17 protein-coding genes are annotated in these 18,217 nt (G+C 66.8%); 10 read left to right on the plus strand and 7 right to left on the minus strand.

Annotation, left to right across the window (positions count from 1 at the left end):
- Positions 1-290 precede the first annotated feature (290 nt).
- Entirely contained in the window at positions 291-1,001 is a 711-nt protein-coding gene (locus MRBLWH10_RS17645) for a DUF6338 family protein (protein ID WP_341940925.1), read from the minus strand.
- Between the two features lie 170 nt (positions 1,002-1,171).
- On the opposite strand from MRBLWH10_RS17645, the gene MRBLWH10_RS17650 reads away from it, so the two are divergent.
- Positions 1,172-1,954, plus strand: a complete 783-nt coding sequence (locus tag MRBLWH10_RS17650) for a hypothetical protein (RefSeq protein WP_341940926.1) — start codon at positions 1,172-1,174, stop codon at positions 1,952-1,954.
- Complete coding sequence (locus tag MRBLWH10_RS17655; RefSeq protein ID WP_341940927.1) at positions 1,951-3,081, plus strand: XRE family transcriptional regulator; 1,131 nt, start codon at positions 1,951-1,953, stop codon at positions 3,079-3,081. Before MRBLWH10_RS17650 ends, MRBLWH10_RS17655 begins: the two co-directional genes overlap by 4 nt.
- A gap of 68 nt (positions 3,082-3,149) precedes the next feature.
- Here the strand turns inward: MRBLWH10_RS17655 and MRBLWH10_RS17660 are convergent, their stop codons facing one another.
- Positions 3,150-3,449 (minus strand): hypothetical protein, encoded by a 300-nt coding sequence (locus tag MRBLWH10_RS17660; protein ID WP_341940928.1) that lies wholly within the window; start codon positions 3,447-3,449, stop codon positions 3,150-3,152.
- Between the two features lie 17 nt (positions 3,450-3,466).
- Positions 3,467-3,682 carry a hypothetical protein gene (locus MRBLWH10_RS17665; protein WP_341940929.1) on the minus strand — a complete coding sequence of 72 codons (216 nt, stop codon included), beginning with the start codon at positions 3,680-3,682 and terminating at the stop codon, positions 3,467-3,469.
- A gap of 514 nt (positions 3,683-4,196) precedes the next feature.
- On the opposite strand from MRBLWH10_RS17665, the gene MRBLWH10_RS17670 reads away from it, so the two are divergent.
- Positions 4,197-5,039, plus strand: a complete 843-nt coding sequence (locus MRBLWH10_RS17670) for a hypothetical protein (RefSeq protein ID WP_341940930.1) — start codon at positions 4,197-4,199, stop codon at positions 5,037-5,039.
- 27 nt (positions 5,040-5,066) lie between these two features.
- On the opposite strand, the gene MRBLWH10_RS17675 is transcribed toward MRBLWH10_RS17670, so the two are convergent.
- From MRBLWH10_RS17675 to MRBLWH10_RS17685, 3 genes are all read right to left on the minus strand, one after another.
- Positions 5,067-6,047: a DUF6602 domain-containing protein gene (locus MRBLWH10_RS17675; RefSeq protein WP_341940931.1), complete on the minus strand. Its 981-nt coding sequence runs from the start codon at positions 6,045-6,047 to the stop codon at positions 5,067-5,069.
- Positions 6,040-6,765, minus strand: coding sequence for a hypothetical protein (locus MRBLWH10_RS17680; protein WP_341940932.1), 726 nt, complete (start codon positions 6,763-6,765; stop codon positions 6,040-6,042). Before MRBLWH10_RS17680 ends, MRBLWH10_RS17675 begins: the two co-directional genes overlap by 8 nt.
- 702 nt (positions 6,766-7,467) lie before the next feature.
- Complete coding sequence (locus MRBLWH10_RS17685) at positions 7,468-8,685, minus strand: ROK family protein (protein ID WP_341940933.1); 1,218 nt, start codon at positions 8,683-8,685, stop codon at positions 7,468-7,470.
- A gap of 148 nt (positions 8,686-8,833) precedes the next feature.
- On the opposite strand from MRBLWH10_RS17685, the gene MRBLWH10_RS17690 reads away from it, so the two are divergent.
- From MRBLWH10_RS17690 to MRBLWH10_RS17705, 4 genes are all read left to right on the plus strand, one after another.
- Entirely contained in the window at positions 8,834-10,084 is a 1,251-nt protein-coding gene (locus MRBLWH10_RS17690) for an extracellular solute-binding protein (protein ID WP_341942608.1), read from the plus strand.
- Positions 10,081-10,992 (plus strand): sugar ABC transporter permease, encoded by a 912-nt coding sequence (locus MRBLWH10_RS17695; RefSeq protein WP_341940934.1) that lies wholly within the window; start codon positions 10,081-10,083, stop codon positions 10,990-10,992. The genes MRBLWH10_RS17690 and MRBLWH10_RS17695 overlap by 4 nt, the downstream gene beginning before the upstream one ends.
- Complete coding sequence (locus MRBLWH10_RS17700; protein ID WP_341940935.1) at positions 10,992-11,870, plus strand: carbohydrate ABC transporter permease; 879 nt, start codon at positions 10,992-10,994, stop codon at positions 11,868-11,870. The genes MRBLWH10_RS17695 and MRBLWH10_RS17700 overlap by 1 nt, the downstream gene beginning before the upstream one ends.
- Before the next feature lie 163 nt (positions 11,871-12,033).
- On the plus strand, positions 12,034-13,713 hold the full coding sequence (locus tag MRBLWH10_RS17705; RefSeq protein ID WP_341940936.1) for a glycoside hydrolase family 13 protein: 1,680 nt from the start codon (positions 12,034-12,036) through the stop codon (positions 13,711-13,713).
- 85 nt (positions 13,714-13,798) lie between these two features.
- On the opposite strand, the gene MRBLWH10_RS17710 is transcribed toward MRBLWH10_RS17705, so the two are convergent.
- A complete protein-coding gene (locus tag MRBLWH10_RS17710; protein ID WP_341940937.1) occupies positions 13,799-15,340 on the minus strand; it encodes a serine hydrolase domain-containing protein in 1,542 nt (513 codons plus the stop codon).
- Positions 15,341-15,479: 139 nt separating this feature from the next.
- On the opposite strand from MRBLWH10_RS17710, the gene MRBLWH10_RS17715 reads away from it, so the two are divergent.
- The 3 genes from MRBLWH10_RS17715 to MRBLWH10_RS17725 are packed head-to-tail and all read left to right on the plus strand — an operon-like array spanning position 15,480 to position 18,135.
- Complete coding sequence (locus MRBLWH10_RS17715) at positions 15,480-16,472, plus strand: zinc ABC transporter substrate-binding protein (RefSeq protein WP_341940938.1); 993 nt, start codon at positions 15,480-15,482, stop codon at positions 16,470-16,472.
- On the plus strand, positions 16,469-17,296 hold the full coding sequence (locus tag MRBLWH10_RS17720; RefSeq protein ID WP_341940939.1) for a metal ABC transporter ATP-binding protein: 828 nt from the start codon (positions 16,469-16,471) through the stop codon (positions 17,294-17,296). Before MRBLWH10_RS17715 ends, MRBLWH10_RS17720 begins: the two co-directional genes overlap by 4 nt.
- Positions 17,293-18,135 (plus strand): metal ABC transporter permease, encoded by an 843-nt coding sequence (locus MRBLWH10_RS17725; RefSeq protein WP_105677282.1) that lies wholly within the window; start codon positions 17,293-17,295, stop codon positions 18,133-18,135. The genes MRBLWH10_RS17720 and MRBLWH10_RS17725 overlap by 4 nt, the downstream gene beginning before the upstream one ends.
- The last annotated feature ends 82 nt before the right edge of the window (positions 18,136-18,217 follow it).

An 18,217-nucleotide genomic window follows, 5' to 3' on the forward strand; every position in this document is an offset into this window, starting at 1 on the left:
CCCTTGGTCCTTGCGTTGGAGGCTTGGCGGACTGGTTCGGCTTCATCATGGTGGGCTTCGCGCCAAACTGACCGTCACTCTTCGGCGGTCGGCCCTGCTGAGGATCGTTAGCCATGGCTGTTACTTCTTGGAAGCGCCAGAGTCGCCGGCTCCACCGGAGGGCCCACTCGACGGAGGTTTGACTGCTTGGTTGGGGTTGCTGCCGTTCGTCGGCTTTGCGCCTTCACCTCCACGGCGGGGCGAGCTGCCTTTCGAGAACGGCTCTGACTGGCGACCTTTGTCGGGCATTGCTATCCCTCTTCCTTCTGTGGTGGAGCTGCAATCCACTCCACGTGGCAATCGTCGGTGATCGGAACCCATACGCCGAGTGAGTCGTGAATGGGTTCCAGGAACTGCCCCCGTTTGCCCATGCGCCATTGATGCGCGATGAAGATGTCTCTCTCATACGGATACGTGCTCACGTACCCTTCGACATCGAACCATCCACCTACATAGACGCCGGAGCTGGTCTTCACCCGGACAAATCGCGGTGTCTCGGCGCCGTACGCCGACAGGTCCCATGCCCTGGGCAGACTCTGGTTTCGATTCACGCGACGTCGCTTGCGGGTGACCTTGCCGTCGTCGTCCACTTTCGTGATGAGTCGGCTCCAGCTCATCAGTGCCGCTACGCCACCCGGGATCACGACGAGCAGCACGACGGTGACGAGCCCGATCCACCATGCGGGTGTATCTCGCCACCCATCGTTGACCCAGCGTTCGAACGATCCAAGCGTGACCATCCGGGTCCACTCGCTCGCGAGTCCGAATACAGCGAGTCCCAGTCCTACGTAGACGATGACGAAGATCGCGCTCACGTACAGCGCCTCGAGAATACGAGAACCAGCTCCATAGTCCGGGGTCCGCCACCCGACGTACCAGGTGCGGACACTCACGAAGCTGACCCCCGGCACCAGCATGGCGATGAAGATCAGCACCTGCGGCAACGACTCGGGCACGGTCACAGCGTCAGGGTACACGCGACCGACGACGTTTGGTCTCAAGGTCATAGGCGCCCCTGAGTTCACGCGCTGCGTCGAAACGCAGGGGCCTTCTCCAGCGGAGATCTCGCTGGTTGCACCTGAATGGTTGCCGATATAGACACAATTACTGGATATGGGTGTATTCTGACCCTGTGCTGAACCGAGACGACGTCCTAGAAGCCCTCCACGGCACCAACGCTGTCGCTGGCCTCTCCTGGGCCTTTGGTGTCGCATGCGAGCAGATCCTTGAAGACTTCACCCGAGGCTCCGGCTACGGGGCACTCACTGCTGGTGTCGGCCGTTACGAGGTGCTCGCCAACCGGCTCGACCGTGTCTTCTCTTGCGGTGACTACTCAGTCGACGCAGGCATGGAGTCCACCGGACTGGACTTCCTGTTCGAAGGGCTTTCTGAAAGGGCCCGCACGACGATGCCCCTCATCCCGGCAGGCGTCGTGGCTCGCTCCAACCTCAACGGGAGCAACGGTTGGAGTGTCGGAGGTTTTCGGTTCATCACCCACGCCTTCGAAGTCGGAGAGCGAGCCAAGCTCGACTGGACTCGTGCGACCCCCACCGTGAGAGCCGTGTCGCGCCAGATGCCCGGGGTGTTCGTCCCTTCCACGCTGCTCGACCAGATTCTGCCGGCCGATGAGCGAGAAGAACTCGCAGCGCAGGACGTGCTCCCCGTCATCGGGATGCCCACCTACGTCCTCGGCCATGCACTGAATCTCGCGACGTTCGAGCGGGAGCTCATCATCGGGCATTCCCGATACAACGACGATCTCGGTAACCCCTGGCACTGGGCAGAGCCGCTGAGCGGGGGCGTTGACGGAGACCCCATCGCCCGCCCGAAGCCCGGGTCAGTTCCGCCTCGTGTCGACGAGCCCGACGTCGCGGTTCGTCTGCGCCCGGCCGCCGCGTCGGAGAACACCAAGTGACGCTCTTCGCACCAGAACGACTCACCCTGGCGCGCCAGCTCGAAGGTCTCCGTAAGAGTGAGCTGGCGGCGCAGATCGGCAAGAGCTCGACGGCTCTTGCTGCCTGGGAATCGGGGGCGAAGCGTCCGACACCGGCCAACGTTGCTGAGCTCGCCATGAGCCTGGGCGTGACCCCGGACTTCTTCAGTCCTCGAGGCGCGTCCAAACAACATGAAACCGCCGTTCCGCACTTTCGGTCTCTGCGCTCCACGAGCCAGCGGGCCCGCGACCAGGCGTTCGCGTTCGGTCTTCTTGCCGTCGACATCGCCGAGGCGGTGGAGAAGCACGTCGAGTTCCCCGAAGTGAACGTGCCATCCTTCGAGGTGTCTTTCGATGATGAGGCCGATGCGCCAGAGGAAGCGGCTCGCCGTCTGCGTCGCGAGTGGGGTCTGGAAGCAGGCCCGCTGAAGCATCTGGTCCGCCTCCTCGAGTCCCACGGTGTTCTTGTCGTGTTCAGCCCGCCGCAGACCTCGGCTGTTGATGCGTACTCGTTCGAGTCCACCGAGCGGCCGGTGGTTGTCCTCAACCCGACAAAGCGTGACTACTACCGTCAGCGGTTCGATGTAGCTCATGAGCTCGGGCATCTCGTCATGCACCGGGATGCGGAACCGGGAGGTCGAGTCGTCGAAGACCAGGCCAACAGGTTCGCCGCTGAGTTGTTGATGCCGGAAGTTGAACTTCGGCCGCTACTTCCTACCGCGATGAACGCGCGCGCCTGGGACACACTCGGGGCGCTGAAGGAACAGTGGGGTGTCAGTATTCAGGCCCTGCTGTTCCGTGCTCGGCGACTTGGATCCATCAGCGATGTGACCTACCGGAACGCAGTCATCACGCTGACGCAGCGTGGTTGGCGGCGGCAAGAGCCTGGTCTCATCAGTGCGACGGAGCAGCCTTCGATGCTGCCTCGGTCGGTTGAGCTGCTGGATTCCGCTGGCATCGAACGTGAGTTACTCATCGACCAGGCTCGCGCCCCGCGGGACCTCTTCGAGGTTGTTGTCGCGCGAACGCCTTCGGCTGCGGGGGGTGCATCGTCGGAGGCTGTGCGACCGTCGAATGTGATCCCACTGCTCACCGGTTCACGGACGTAGACGGCGCGCGGGGCGCCGAGGGCTAGACCGCCCTTGCTCGCCCGGCTCGAGCGGACGTCTCGGCGACGCTAGCCGCCGTGCCGTCTCCATCGCAGATTGCGGTGGAGAAGTGCCCAAGAGACGAGCAGGAGTCCGGAGAACAGCACGAGTTGAATCCAGTGCAGCGCGATGGGCGTTTCTGAATCGGGATTGGTGTACGGGTCGACGATAGCGGCGGTGAGGGCGACCACACTCACTGCGAACACGAACCAGGAGATTGCGACGTCGCTGCGGGAGGGTTTACTCGACACGTTTACAACGGGCACGTCGATGAGCGGGGAAGAAACAGAGATCGTCGGAGGTCCGCTTGAGATGAAGTCGAGGCTCAACGTCGACCCGCTACGGATCAGCTGCGGGCCGATATCGAATTGCGCCCATTCACGCCCGTTGCCGTCACCCCCCCCGTGGTCATGATCCCTTTGTCGGCGACGTCCCCGACGACGACCGCGCTGCCGGGTTCCACCCGGATCGTCAGGCTTCGACCTGCATCGAAGGCTGCGCTCGGGATGTCCGCTCGGCTGTTCGATACGAGCTGGAACTCGACTAGATAGGGATCGCGCACCTCTATCCCGTTGGCCTTGACCTCGAGCGTCGCCTGCGGGGTGCTCTGAACGAGGCGTCTTTTGCGAACTCGGTATTCGAGCTGACGTTTGGGATGGTCACGGTAGTAGCCGACGACGGCGTAGACGACCCCGACCAGCGCGAGGACTCCGACGATTGCAGCAACAATCGTTCAGGCGAGCGACCAATCGAATTGGTTCAGCTCGGTAGCCGCTGCGGTCGTCCAGGTCATGACGCCCACTCTAACGATGAACTGCGATGTGCTATTTCGTGGTGTCAGAGGCTATTGCGGGTCGCCACCGTACGATCCCCGCGGCGTGGCCAGCCGTCGCCGCTTCCGTGAGGTCAGATCGGGTCTCGAAGCAGGTTGCCACCGGTTCGGCGTCGCTGCGACCCCTCGCTTGGAGTCGCCGAGCGGCTCGTCGACCGTGCTGGAGCCTCATCCGCGCTACACGGATGCGCCAGCCCTCGACGATGTGTCCTCCTCCGGTGTAGGTCCTGGCTAGGCTCAATGCATGACGGACGATGAGGCGTCGACTGCCGACGAGTTAGCGGCGAAAGAACGAGAAATCTACGAGCATCCCGGCAGCCGTGCTCACCGTCGCATCACCAATCTGGCGCGGGTGTTCGAGGTGTGGCGTGACTTCACGTTCTCTCTCGACAACGTCCTCCTTCAGTGCGAGTCGGACGAGAACGTGATCCATGCTCTGATGAGACAATCGGAACCGCGCGGGCGCGAAGTAGTCGAACGCGAGCTCGACAAGTCGCTGCTCGCATACGTGGCGGGACTCGTTGCCGTCGTCGATCAGTCACGTCCGGTCATGAAACTCCTGACAGCCGACCTGCAGAAAGAAGCAGTTGAGCGTCTGAATGCGTTGAAGGGGGGACAGCCGGGCGCGATATTTCTCGCGAAGCTTCGCAACTATGTCCTCCACTATCTGTCGGCACCATGGTCGTTCCATGCTGAGTTGATCCCGGAGCCGGCGCGCGGTAGCGTCGGTGTCTCCACCGCGCAGCTTCTGGAATGGCCGGACTGGCCGAAGGACGCGCAGGAGTTCCTCAGAGGTTCGGGCGACCTCCTGCTCGTGCGACCGCTTGTTCGCGGGCATTACGAAGCTCAGGCCGCGTACGTCGGATGGCTGCACGATGCTGCGCATGACTCCCAAGCAACGGTCCGTGACGAGGTGAACGCCCTCATCGCGGAGCGAAACCTCATCCTCACGGGCGGGGTGAGTGATGGGACCGACTGGAGCGAACGGACGCAACACCTGCAGGAGAACGTGCGTCGACGGAGCGCCGGCGAGCCACAGATTTCCTATGATGAATGGCGCCAGGGGAGACAGCGCGGACCTCAGTAATCCGGCGCCCCTACCGCGAAGCGCGCCCTAGTATGCCAAGCCCCACTCCGGCTCGCGGCCGTTGACGAGCCGGTGTGGCAGCACCTCCAGCGTGGTCTCGTTGTATACGTTCTCGGGAGCCCAGCGGCGCGAGAGCCCGCCGCCCGACGCCGAGACATTGCTTCCCAGGAGGCCGCGATAGAAGGGGGCTGCCTGGTCGTCCTCCTGAGACAGGAAGCCGTACAGCGTGCTGATAAACATGGAGAGTGGAGATCCGGACGTCTGGGACCACGCACCGTTAGGTCCTGGATACTTCTCTGACATCGAGGTTTCAACGTCGATGAGAGTCGTGTCTACACTGAAGCCTTCTGGGACGAGATTGCCCTTCGCCCGCTCCTCTTCGTTCCAGACGGGCGAGTAGGTGGACGTCACCTTCTCCCATACTCCAAGGTCCGCGACACATATCAGGTCCAAAGACTCACGCGGGTGAGTGGAGAGCTCCAGGTCACTTCGGAAGTAATGAGTGGCGACGTTCGTCCGGGGGTTCACGCCGAACTTATGGGCGTGACCAAGCACCCCGTAACGGAACGTCGGCGTAGCCTCTTGGCGCGCGGTTCCGAGGCGGGGCGCGACGTGACGCCTGATGAGCGCCGCCTCTTCCACGGCCTCCCGCAGACCAGCCGGGTCCAAGGTCAGTTTCACCGAGAATGCTGCGGCGACGCCAGCGGCGAGCACCTCCTCTTGCCGTCTCAGTGCCCTCGGGTAACCGGGGCGGAACACCACGATGTCGGTCTCCCTCGGTGTGTAGTCCTCCGCGTCGACCTCCGGCAGGATGTACCGGCGGTAGGCAACCTCGTAGTGCGGAGGGAGCCACTCTTCGAGCAACTTGCCCCAGGCATGTTCTGCGGCGTGGCCCGTTTGTTGGATGCGCTTCGAGTCCCGGGCCTTCGCGTGGTTCTCTGCATAGCTCGCGCGCATCTCAGCGTCCGCCTTGTCGAACCATTCTTGAAGGCGGTTGTCCTCACTCATTGGTGCCTCCACTTCGCTCGTCGGCTTGGAGCTCTCTCCCGAACAGCGCGAACCAGCTTGTCGAGTCACCCCAGATCGAGTCGTCGTTCAAGTGCGGTCGCATGGCGTTGATCCACTTCTCGTCAGGATTCCCAGCTAGCGCGTCTTGCGCGCAGGCTCGCCCGACGCCGGCGAATAGGTCGGCAACTTGAACTCGAGGCTCGAGCTTCGAATCGACAGTGTTGATGCCGACAAGAGAGACGGGCGGGACTCCGAGCTCGGCCGTGGCGGCCGCGCTCAACCCCAGCATCAATGCCGCCTTCAACTCGGGTGTGATGGCCGGTGCCTCGTCGTGAACGATCCGGATATCGGCGTTGGTGCGCTCATGCCACGTCCGTGCAGTCTGGCCAACGGCGGCAACGATGGGGTCGAGGTTCCGAAGTACCTCCTTGCTCGTATCGCTGGCTTCTCGCGCGAGGTCGAGCACGTGAGACTCGCCTGCGTGCGCTATCCGCAGGATGTGCGCGACACGTCCGGTCGCTCCCGAGCGAGCATCTTCTAGCGCCGCCAGGAATGCAGACGTCTCTGAGGCCTTGCTCCGTCCAGGCCGCCGCCAGGTCAGTTCGTTGAAGGCGTCGAGCAGCGCGGTCCAGGCCGGGCCGAGCGGGAGCGTCTTGATACAGAATCCATGCCCAGGCGCGCGCGCGTCGATCTCGATAGATGTCTTCGCCTCGCTCATGCATCACTTCTTCCACGATTAGGTCGACCAACTTGCTCGCCAGGAAGAACCGCTTCTCCGTCAGATGGACGCTGACGCGACCTTGCAGGTCGGGGTTCTCGAGCAACGCCAGGAGAACGTCCTCGTTCCCCGGTGTCAGGAGAGTACGCGACTTGATCTCGGGAGCCTGGCTGCGGGTATCGGTGCGAACCTGGTCCATGATGGCCGCCGCGGTGACCGCATCGAGATCCGTACTGGCATGTACAAAGACTGTGCTCCCGGAGGCGAACAGGTTCTCGCCTTCGTTCCCGGACTCATCGCAGGCGACTTCGACTTCGGTGGTCTTCATCTGGCGATGATCTCAGATTCAAGGCAGCGCGCACGTCGACGACGTCGTGTCGGATGCGGAGTTAGAGTGGCACTGAGGTCCGAGAGAACCGCGAGTTTCAAGGTCTCGGCGGATTCCTTCACACTGGAGCACCTTTCGTGACGCAGTGTGGTTCTCCGCGATGCCGCCGATCTCAGTGCTCCCATGGAGCAACTGGAGCGGGTTGAAAGTCACCTCATATGAGGTCGGCCGCTCAGGTCCGACGCCCGCGTCGCCCGGAAAACGGAGACCGACGCGCGGATCTCCGGCGTGTCCCGGCACGAAACGCCGGGGCGGATCGAGTTCGTCTCTGTTTTCCCACCGCGTCACCGCGCCCGGGATGCCGGATGCCGGGGCTATCCCCGCGCCAGCCGCCGCTCGGCCAGCAGCGGCACGGCGCGCTCCCTCGCCGCACGCCGCGCCGTCGCGACGGCGCCGAGCGAGACCACCTCGGCCCCGAGTGACGAGGCGAGCAGTTCGGGGGCGGGGAGGTGCAGCTGTGACGGCAGCACGGCGCGGGCGGCGGCCAGCACGGGCTCGATGCTCTCGGCGACGGCGCCGCAGATGATGACGCGGGCGGGGTCGTACATGCTGCCGAGAACGCCGACGATGCGGGCGACGGTCTCGCCCAGCTGGCCGGCGATGAGCAGGGCGTCGGCGTCGCCCGCGGCGGCGAGGTTCAGGACGAGGCGGGGGTCGATCCGCTCGGCGTCGGCGAGCCGGCCGATCGGGCTGCCGGCGTCGACCTCTCCGGTGTCCACGGCGGCGAGCAGCTGATGGTGCAGCGCCGGCCCGAGGCCGAACGCCGAGCCGACCCCGATGATGTGATCGAACACGACGCCCTCGCCGACGCCGCCGTGGGCGCCGTGCAGCAGGTGGCCGTCGACCACCACGCCGCCGCCGAAGCGCTCGCCGGCGAGCAGGGCGACGTAGTCCCGGCATCCGATCGCCGCGCCCTGCGCGCCCTCGGCGACGGCGGCGAGCAGGGCGTCGTTCTTGATCTCGACGACCGGCGCCCAGTCGCGCAGCGCTGCGGCGAGCCCCGGGTTCGTACGCTCCCAGAACCCCTCCGGATGCGGGGGTGAGATGCCGTCTCGGGTGACGGGGGCGGCGACGCCGACGCAGATCGCGAGGAGATCGTCGCGGGTGCGACCGGCTTCGGAGAGGGCGTCCTGGAGGCGTTCGAGGATGATCGCCAGACGCTCCTCCGGTGTCTCCTCCGGGTCGACATCGGTGCGGTGCTGCACGAGCGTCGTCTGCAGCGGGTCGGCGACGGTCACGGCGAGGTGCGTGTCTCCCGCATCGATGCCCACGACGACGCCCAGATCGGGCATCAGGGCGAAGCGCCGCGCCGGCCGCCCCGCGCGGTAGGCGCCGACCGCACGGGCGTTCGGGAGCTCGCGCAGGATCTGCCCGCTGACCAGGGTGTCCACGGCGTCGATCGCGGTGGATCGGGTGAGCGAGGTGGCCGCCATGACCTCGGTCGCGGTGAACTCGCCGGCGGTCCAGGCGAAGTCGAGGACGGCCCCGACGCTCGCGCGTCCGGTGCCCAGATCTGCAGAAACTTCTGTCACGGCTCTTGACCTGCCTCTTCTCCAATGAGAGAGTACCGTCCGACGAAGTAAATTCGCTCACTAGATTTAGTCTACGGATCTACCAATCGGAAGGACGACGGTGTCTGTGAAACCCCAACGACTCGCGGCCGGTGCGACGGCGCTGATCATGATCGGCGCCGCACTCACGGGCTGCGCCGCGGGAGACGGTCGCGAGACCATCCGCTTCACCTTCAGCAAACGCGAAGCGATCGAGTTCATGACGAACCTCGTGGCCGAGTACAACGCATCGCAGAGCGACGTGCGCGTCGAGATCGACACCTCGGGCGTCGACGTGGTCTCGGCCAGCTTCGTGCGCGGCAACCCGCCCGACATCATGCTCGCCAACTACAACTTCGAGATCGCCCGGTTCGTGCAGCGCTGCGCGCTCACCGATCTCGCCGGGACGGATGCCGCGGCATCCGTCCGCGACGACCTCCAGCCCCTCATGGACCAGTACGGCTCGTGCGCCGGACGCACCAGCGCCCTGCCGTACTCGGTGATGGCGGCATCCGTCATCTACAACAAGGAGATCTTCGCCGCCCAGGGCATCGAGGTCCCGCGCACCTGGGACGAGCTCATCGCGGCGTGCGACCAGCTCAAGGCCGCGGGAATCACCCCGTTCTACGCGACCTTCAAGGACGACTGGACCGTCGGGCAGGGCTGGTACGACTACTCCCTCGGCGGCTCGATCGACGTGATCGACTTCTTCGACGGTATGAACGCCGAGGGCGCCGACGTCGGACCCGACTCGACCGTGTCCTTCCAGAACGACTTCGCCGAGCCGATGGACAGGATGCTTCAGCTGACGAAGGACTACGTCAACGAGGACGCACCCAGCCGCGGCTACGGCGACGGCAACCTCGCCTTCTCCCAGGGCGAGGCCGCGATGTACCTGCAGGGTCCGTGGGCGTTCAGCGAGATCGCGAAGACGGCCCCCGACCTGCAGCTGGGCACGTTCCCGCTGCCGATGACCGACGACCCCGACGATCTCGCCGTGCGCGTCAACATGGACCTCGCCGCCATGATCCCCGAGGGGTCGCGGCACCAGGAGGCCGCACGCGACTTCCTGGAGTTCCTGTACGAGCCGCAGAACATCGAGGCCTACAACGAGTCCCAGCTCGGCTTCACACCGACGAAGGATGCTCCGGCCCCGAGCGATCCGCGCATCGCCGGGATGATCGACTACTACGACGACGGCCGGATCTACCAGGGTCCGTCGGTGCTCGTCCCGAAGACGATCCCCGTCTTCAACTACGCCCAGGCGATGGTGCTCGGCGCAGACCCGAACACGACACTCCGCACGATGGATGCCGACTGGGCGCGCGTCGCCTTCCGCGCACCGGTCGTGAAGACCGAGACAGAGGAGTCCGGCGAATGAGCACCACGACCACGATCGTCACCTCGGGCGACCGCACCGTACGGCGCAGCTCGCGCCGCGTCGAGCCGATCTACTACCTGTTCCTGCTGCCGACGCTGCTGCTGTTCACGCTCGCGATCACGCTGCCGGGGGTCATCGGCATCTTCTTCAGCTTCACCGACTCGATCGGCATCGGCGACTGGAGCTTCAACGGGCTCACGAACTACATCGCCGTCTTCAGCGACCCGGCGATCCTGCAGAGCTATCTGTTCACGTTCGGCTTCTCGATCGCGACGGTCATCGTCGTCAACATCGTGGCGTTCCTGCTCGCGGTGGGGCTGACATCCCGCATCCGCTTCAAGACGGGGCTGCGCACGGTGTTCGTGATCCCGATGGTGATCTCGGGCATCATCATCGCCTACGTCTTCAACTTCCTGTTCTCGAACTCGCTCCCTGCGGCCGGCGCGGCCACCGGCATCCCGTGGCTGGAGACGAGCCTGCTCGCCAACCCCGACCTCGCCTGGGTGGCCATCGTGATCGTGACCGCGTGGCAGGCGGTCCCCGGCACCCTGCTGATCTACATCGCCGGTCTCCTGTCAGTGCCGGGCGAGGTCTACGAGGCCGCGTCGATCGACGGCGCCACCAAGACCCAGCAGCTCACCCGCATCACCGTGCCGCTCGTCGCGGGGTACGTGGTGATCAACATCATCCTCGGATTCAAGGGCTTCCTGAACGCCTACGACATCATCGTCGGCCTCACCAACGGCGGCCCAGGAACCTCCACCCGCAGCGTCGCCATGACGATCATCGCGGGCTTCAACGGCGGCGACTACGCCTACCAGATGGCCAACGCGACCATCTTCTTCATCGTCGCCATCCTCATCTCCCTGCTCCAGCTCTCGATGACCCGCGGAAGGAACGCACTCTGATGTCGACGCAGACACTCACCACCGTCACCGCCTCCGGCCGCACGCCCCGCATCAGGATGGAGCGGGTCAACTGGTCGGGCACGATCATCCTGATCCTGTGCGCGGTCACCGTGCTCCTGCCGCTGTACGTGACCATCTCGATGGCGTTCAAGACCACTTCCCAGGCCGTCGACGGGAACGCCTTCTCCCTGCCGGCGCCCGTCAGCATCGAAGGGTTCGTCGCCGCCTGGAACCTCACGAAGTTCCCCGTCGGCGCCGGCATCTCCCTGCTCGTCACCGCAGGCACCGTCATCGCGACCATCCTCCTCGCCGCGCTCGCCTCCTACGCGATCGTGCGCAACTGGGATCGGAAGCTCTTCCGGTACTCGTTCTTCTACCTGCTCGCGGCGATGTTCATCCCGTTCCCCGTCGTGGCCCTCCCGCAGATCCAGCTCACCGGACGCGTAGGGCTCGACAACCCGTTCGGCGTGATCATCCTCGCCACGATGTTCCAGCTCAGCTTCAGCGTGCTGCTGTTCACGGCGTTCCTGCGGTCGATCCCCATGGAGCTCGAGGAGAGCGCCCGCATCGACGGCGCGACGACGTGGCAGACGTTCTGGAAGCTGATCTTCCCGCTGCTCGCGCCGATGAGCGCCACGGTCGGCATCTTCGCCTTCCTGTACGCGTGGAACGACTTCATTATGCCGTCGCTGATCATCTCCGATCCCGCACTGCAGACCCTTCCGGTGCGGCAGAACCTGTTCCAGACTCAGTTCAGCAACAACTACAACGTGTCCTTCGCCTCGTACCTGATGGCGATGGCCCCGGCGATCCTCGCCTACCTGTTCACGCAGCGCTTCGTCATGGAGGGCGTGACCCAGGGCGCCGTCAAGGGCTGAGGTCGCGAGGACAGCCGCAGACCTCACCGCGTTTCGTCTCGCTTCGCTCGCTCAACGACCGGGGCGGGGAAGCCACCGGTCGTTGAGCGAGGAGCGAAGCGACGAGACGAAACGCCCCACCGCCCGCAGAACCACCCACAAGAAAGAAGGAGCACGACCCCTCATGACCGACGCTCTCCTCGTCGAGACCCGCACCGCCGACACCGCCGCATGGTGGCGTCAGGCCGCCGTCTACCAGATCTACCCGCGGAGCTTCGCCGATGCGAACGGAGACGGCCTGGGCGACATCCCCGGCATCCTCTCCCGCGTCGACTACCTCGAGAAGCTCGGCATCGATGCCGTGTGGCTCAGCCCGTTCTACCCCTCGGCTCTCGCCGACGGCGGCTACGACGTGGCCGACTACCGCGACGTCGACCCCCGCCTCGGCACGCTCGAGGACTTCGACGCCATGGTGGCCGCCCTCCACGCCCGTGGCATCAGGGTCGTCGTCGACATCGTTCCCAACCACACGTCCGACCTGCACGAGTGGTTCCAGGAGGCGCTCGCCGCAGGGCGCGGCTCCGCCGCCCGTGAGCGCTTCATCTTCCGCGAGGGGAAGGGCGAGAACGGCGAGCTTCCTCCGACCGACTGGGTGTCGGTGTTCGGCGGCTCCGCCTGGGAGCGGGTCGAGGACGGGCAGTGGTACTTCCACAACTTCGCCGTCGAGCAGCCCGACCTCAACTGGGACAACCCCGAGGTGCGCGAGGACTTCCTGACGACGCTGCGCTTCTGGTCGGACCGCGGGGTCGACGGCTTCCGCATCGACGTCGCCCACATGCTCACGAAGGATCTCAGCGAGCCGCTGCCCAGCCGTGCAGAGCTCGACGCGATCCCGCAGGACGGCAACCACCCGCTGATCGACCGTGACGACGTGCACGAGATCTACGCCGAGTGGCGCCGCGTGTTCGACGAGTACGACCCGCCGCGCACGGCCGTCGCCGAGGCGTGGGTATCGACGCCGGAGCGCCGCGCGAAGTACGCCTCCGCCGAGGGACTGGGGCAGGCGTTCAACTTCGACCTGCTCGTCGCCGACTTCGACGCGGAAGAGTTCCGCACGATCATCGCCGACAACCTCGCGCAGTCGGACACGACGGGATCCTCGACGACCTGGGTGCTCTCCAACCACGACGTCACCCGTCACGCGACGCGCTACGGCCTGCCGGCGCTGAACGGACGACACGTCAAGCAGGGCACCGAATGGGTCGCCGCCGGGGGGCCGGACGAGGGCATCGACCGCGAGCAGGGCCTCCGTCGCGCGCACGCCGCGACCCTGCTGCTGTTGGGCCTGCCCGGCAGCACGTACCTGTACCAGGGCGAGGAGCTCGGCCTCCAGGAGGTCGCCGAGATCACACCGGAGGAGCGTCAGGACCCGACGTTCTTCCGCGGCGGCGAGTTCGACGGACTGGGCCGTGACGGTTGCCGCGTGCCGCTGCCGTGGACGGCATCCGGACCCTCCTTCGGATTCGGGGCCGTCGAGGCGCACCTGCCGCAGCCGGCGTGGTTCGCCGCGTTCGCCGCAGACGTCGAGGCCGCGGATCCCTCGTCGACGCTGTCGCTGTACCGCGAGGCGCTGCGCCTGCGTCGGGTGCTGCAGGCCGACGAGAGCCTGCAGTGGATCGAGACCGGCCGTGCCGACGTGCTGCGCTTCGCCCGCCCGAACGGCTGGCAGGTCGTGACGAACTTCGGCACGGAGCCGTTCGACCTCGGGAAGGATGCCGTCGACGTCGTGCTGGGCGCCGTCGACGGCGGTGCGGTGCCTGGCGAGTCCACGGTGTGGATCGCCCCGGCGGGCCTCATCGGCTGACCCCCGTCCGCTGCACGCGCTGCGGGCCCGCCGGTCGTCGAGATCGGCGGGCCCGCATTGCCCTGCGGGGCCAGGCGGCGCCGGTTCACACCACCGCGGTGTTCGGCAGCGAGCTCACGGTCGGCGTGACGTACGCGCGGCGTCGGGCGGAGATGTCGGTGGGGCGGGCGCTGCGCGGCACCGTGCGGTCGACGGCGATCACCTCGAACTCCTGGATCTGCGCGGGCTGCACGGGCGTGAGATGGATCATGCAGATCAGTTCGCCCCGGACGCCGGGGAGGGACCAGGTGACGTCGGCCGGCGTGGCGGAGGAGAGGATCTCGGGCGCATCGGACCCGTCGCGGAGTCCGCCGACCTGGGCGATGAGCTCGTCGATCGCCGCTCTGCGCTGGGCGAGTGGGCGGTCGAAGTCGATGTTGTCGGCGAAGATCTCGGCCGCGGCGCCGTCGTCCCACGAGCGGACCAGCCCGTCGGCCGCGGCCATCAGCCGACGCGTCTCCGGCCACAGCCGGACCACCCGCGCCGGGGTGGCGTTGACGGAGAGCGTGCGGAGCAGCGCATCCTCGGACAGCCCGACCGGGTTGCCGCGGTGGCTGTTGGTGAGCACGATCACCCCGGTGCCGGAGGAGGCGTGCCACACGATGTTCAGGATGAACCCCGGGAGCCCGCCGCTGTGCGACACGATCGACCCGCGGTGCAGGTCGTGGCGCACGAAGAGGCCGAGCGCGTAGCCTCCCGCCACGAACTTCCAGGTCCCCTCGGGCCGTGCCTGCAGCGACGGGATGTCGACCTGATGGATGCGCTGCAGCTCGCGCCGCGTCGCCCTGGCGACGATCGCGTCATCGCCGCCCGGACGGGTCGCCGCCGTGAGGAACGCCACCCAGATGCCGAGGTCGTTGATCGTGGAGTGCATGCCGCCGGCGGCGGCCATCGCATCGGAGACCTGGGGAGGGAAGGCCACCCAGTTCCCGTCGGCATCCAGCGAGTAGCCGACCGCGCGACGGAACCCGCCGTCAGGTGCGCGGTTGTCGAACCAGGTGCGGGTCATGCCGAGCGGGCGCAGGATCTCCTCCGTGACCCAGTCCTCCACGCGCATGCCGACGGCCTGGGCGACCGCGAGACCTGCCATCGTGAAGCCGATGTTCGAGTACTCGAAGACCGTTCCCGGGTGGTTGCTGTAGGCGAGACCCGGTCTGATCCGATCCACGAGCTCGGCCTCGCTCAGGCCGAGGAACGGATCGACCCAGGAGTTGTCCTCGGTGAGACCGCCGCTCATGCTGAGCAACTGTCGCAGGGTCGGCGCGGCGGCGGGCTCGTCGCCGACGGTGCCGTGCCACTCGGGGAAGAAGTCCGTGATCGGCGCCTCGATGTCGAGAAGACCGCGGTCCCTGGCCAGCAGCGCCCCCAGCGCGACGAAGCTCTTCGTGATGGACGCGATCGGGAACACGGTGTCGGCATCCGGCGCCCTGTGGTCGGCGTCGACGGCGCCGAATCCCCGGCTGTGCTCGAGTCCGTCCGGGCCGACGAGCCCGTACACGAGCCCCCGGGCCTGACCCGCTGCGGTGTACTGCCCGAAGAAGGCGTCGAGCTGATCGACGAGGGGGACGGCCAAGGTTTCACTGGACATGGGGCTCCTTCGGTCTGTTCGTCCAGGCTCCCGTGCCGCGGCGCGCGACACAATGTCCCGGACGACCGAGAATCGATGTCGGCGTGTGCACCACGACGAAGATTTGATAATGGTTCTCATTAGCGTTTAGAGTGGGAGCATGCACAAGCCCCTCACCGCTCTCGCCCTCGTCTCCGTCGCCGCTCTCGCGCTTTCGGGCTGCGCAGGGTCGACCTCGGGGGCTTCGCCCACGGGGGGAGCGGATGCCGACGGCATCCGCGTCGTCGCATCGACCAACGTGTACGGATCCATCGCCGCGGAGATCGGCGGCGACCGGGTCGACGTCACCTCGATCATCGACAACGCCGCGCAGGACCCGCACTCCTACGAGGCCACGGCCCGTGACCGCCTCGCCGTGCAGAAGGCCGACCTCGTGATCGAGAACGGCGGAGGCTACGACGCGTTCGTCGACACGCTGCTCGAGGACGCCAAGGATCCGGCCGTCGTCACCGCGGTGGAGTACTCGCACGACTACCCCGGCAACGAGGGACACGACGCGGATGCCGAGGACCATGCCCACGACCACGGCGATGAGGCCGACGGCCACGCAGGGCACGACCACATCGAGGGCTTCAACGAGCACGTCTGGTTCGACCCGCACACCATGACCCACGTCGTGGAGGCCATCGCCGAGGAGCTCACCGAGCTCGACCCCGATGGCAAGAGCGACTTCGAGGCCAACGCCGCGAAGATCACCGCCGAGCTGGAGGGCTTCGAGGGCGACCTGGAGACGCTGAAGACCGAGGCCGCAGGAGCAGAGGTCTTCATGACCGAGCCGCTGCCCGGCTACCTCGTCGAGGCCGCAGGACTCACCGACGCGACCCCCGACGGGTTCGCCGAGTCGGTCGAGGAGGGCACGGACGTCGCACCGGCCACCCTGCTCAAGGCGCTCGACGTGATCAAGGGCGGCTCGGTGCGCGCCCTGCTCGTGAACGCGCAGACCGGAGGCTCCGAGACGCAGCGCGTCGAAGACGCGGCGAAGGAGGCGGGCGTGCCCGTCGTGTCCTTCTCGGAGCTGCTGCAGGACGGATCGTCGTACGCTGAGTGGATGCGTGACGCGATCAAGAACCTCGCCGCCGCCGTCACCCCGTGAGCGCCGCCGGGGAGGGCGTCGCCGCGCCCGTGCTGGAGATCAGCGGCGCCGCTCTCCACCGCGGAGACCGAGAGCTGTGGTCGGGGCTCGACCTCACGGTGAACCCCGGCGAGTTCATCGCGGTGCTCGGGCCCTCCGGCTCGGGCAAGACCACGCTGCTGCGCAGCATCCTCGGTCTGCAGCCGCTGTCGGCAGGGGCGATCACCGTGGCAGGAGAGCCCGTTCGCCGAGGGAACCCGCGCATCGGGTACATCCCGCAGCAGCGGTCCATCCCCGCGGACACCAGCATGCGGGCCCGCGACCTCGTCGCCCTCGGCGTGCAGGGCAGCCGCTTCGGGCTGCCGCTGCCGCACCGCGGCGACCGGGCGAAGGTCGACCGGCTCCTGGAGGCGGTCGGCGCGGCGCACTACGCCGAGCGCCGGGTCGGACTCCTGTCGGGGGGAGAGCAGCAGCGGCTCCGCGTCGGTCAGGCGCTGGCCGACGAGCCCTCGCTGCTGCTGTGCGACGAGCCGCTCTCCGCCCTCGACCTCGCGAACCAGGTCGCGGTGACCGACATCATCGACCGCCAGCGACGCGACCGCGAGGCCGCTGTCCTGTTCGTCACGCACGACATCAACCCGATCCTCGGCAGGGTCGACCGCATCCTCTACATCGCCGGTGGACGCTTCGTGCTCGGCACCCCCGACGAGGTGCTGCAGACGAGGGTCCTCACCGATCTCTACGGCACCCCGGTGTTCGTGCTCAGGGCCGGCGACCGGCTGGTGGTCGTCGGGGTCCCTGACGTCGAGCCTCACCACGCGCACGACGAGGAGGGCGCCGCATGAACTGGGGTGACGTCTTCTCCTTCCAGGACTACGGCGAGCTCGTCGCCCTCCTCGCGAACTCGATCATCGCCGGCGCCGTTCTCGGCATCGTCGGCGGCCTGATCGGCGTGTTCGTGATGCAGCGCGACCTCGCCTTCGCCGTCCACGGAGTGAGCGAGCTCTCGTTCGCCGGCGCCGCCGCGGCCCTGCTGTTCGGCGGGAGCGTGGTGGCCGGATCCCTCGGCGGGGCGCTCGTGGCCGCGATCCTCATCGGGCTGCTCGGCGCCAAGGCGCGGGACCGCAACTCGGTCGTCGGCGTGCTCATGCCGTTCGGGCTCGGACTCGGCATCCTCTTCCTGTCGCTCTACGACGGGCGCAGCGCCAACCGGTTCAGCCTGCTCACCGGGCAGATCGTGTCGGTGTCGAGCCCCGACCTCGGCTGGCTGATCGGCATCAGCCTCGTCGTCCTCCTCGGCCTGCTGCTCATGTGGAACCCGCTGCGGTTCGACTCGCTCGACCCCGAGTCGGCGGCCGCGCGCGGCGTGCCCACGCGCGCGGTGAGCCTGATCTTCATGGTGCTGCTCGGCCTGATCGTGGCCGTGAGCGTGCACATCATCGGCGCCCTGCTCGTCATGGCGCTGCTGGTGACCCCCGCCGCCGCCGCCATGCGCGTCACCGCCGGGCCGCTGGCCGTGCCGCTGCTCGCGGCGCTGTTCGGCTTCACGGCGGCGGTCGGCGGCATCCTGCTCGCGCTCGCCGGAACCCTCCCGGTGAGCCCCTACATCACCACGCTGTCGTTCCTGATCTACGTCGTGTGCTGGCTCGTGCAGCGCGTGCGCGGGCGGGTGCGCCGGGCCTGACGTCCACAACTCCTCAAGGAAGGCGCGCGGCGGTGCGATCGCCAGCGGGAATCCGCTGCCGCTGAGTCGTGACCTCGCGTTT

Origin of the sequence: Microbacterium sp. LWH10-1.2, from assembly GCF_038397765.1 — a bacterium.
Lineage (GTDB): Bacteria > Actinomycetota > Actinomycetes > Actinomycetales > Microbacteriaceae > Microbacterium > Microbacterium natoriense.

What these genes read in the sequence shown, in the direction of transcription:
- MRBLWH10_RS17670 (WP_341940930.1), top strand. Translation starts at nt 4,197, where the DNA reads ATGACGGACGATGAGGCGTCGACTGCCGACGAGTTAGCGGCGAAAGAA.
- MRBLWH10_RS17675 (WP_341940931.1), bottom strand. Translation starts at nt 6,047, where the DNA reads ATGAGTGAGGACAACCGCCTTCAAGAATGGTTCGACAAGGCGGACGCT.
- MRBLWH10_RS17680 (WP_341940932.1), bottom strand. Translation starts at nt 6,765, where the DNA reads ATGAGCGAGGCGAAGACATCTATCGAGATCGACGCGCGCGCGCCTGGG.
- MRBLWH10_RS17690 (WP_341942608.1), top strand. Translation starts at nt 8,834, where the DNA reads ATGATCGGCGCCGCACTCACGGGCTGCGCCGCGGGAGACGGTCGCGAG.
- MRBLWH10_RS17695 (WP_341940934.1), top strand. Translation starts at nt 10,081, where the DNA reads ATGAGCACCACGACCACGATCGTCACCTCGGGCGACCGCACCGTACGG.
- MRBLWH10_RS17700 (WP_341940935.1), top strand. Translation starts at nt 10,992, where the DNA reads ATGTCGACGCAGACACTCACCACCGTCACCGCCTCCGGCCGCACGCCC.
- MRBLWH10_RS17705 (WP_341940936.1), top strand. Translation starts at nt 12,034, where the DNA reads ATGACCGACGCTCTCCTCGTCGAGACCCGCACCGCCGACACCGCCGCA.
- MRBLWH10_RS17710 (WP_341940937.1), bottom strand. Translation starts at nt 15,340, where the DNA reads ATGTCCAGTGAAACCTTGGCCGTCCCCCTCGTCGATCAGCTCGACGCC.
- MRBLWH10_RS17715 (WP_341940938.1), top strand. Translation starts at nt 15,480, where the DNA reads ATGCACAAGCCCCTCACCGCTCTCGCCCTCGTCTCCGTCGCCGCTCTC.
- MRBLWH10_RS17725 (WP_105677282.1), top strand. Translation starts at nt 17,293, where the DNA reads ATGAACTGGGGTGACGTCTTCTCCTTCCAGGACTACGGCGAGCTCGTC.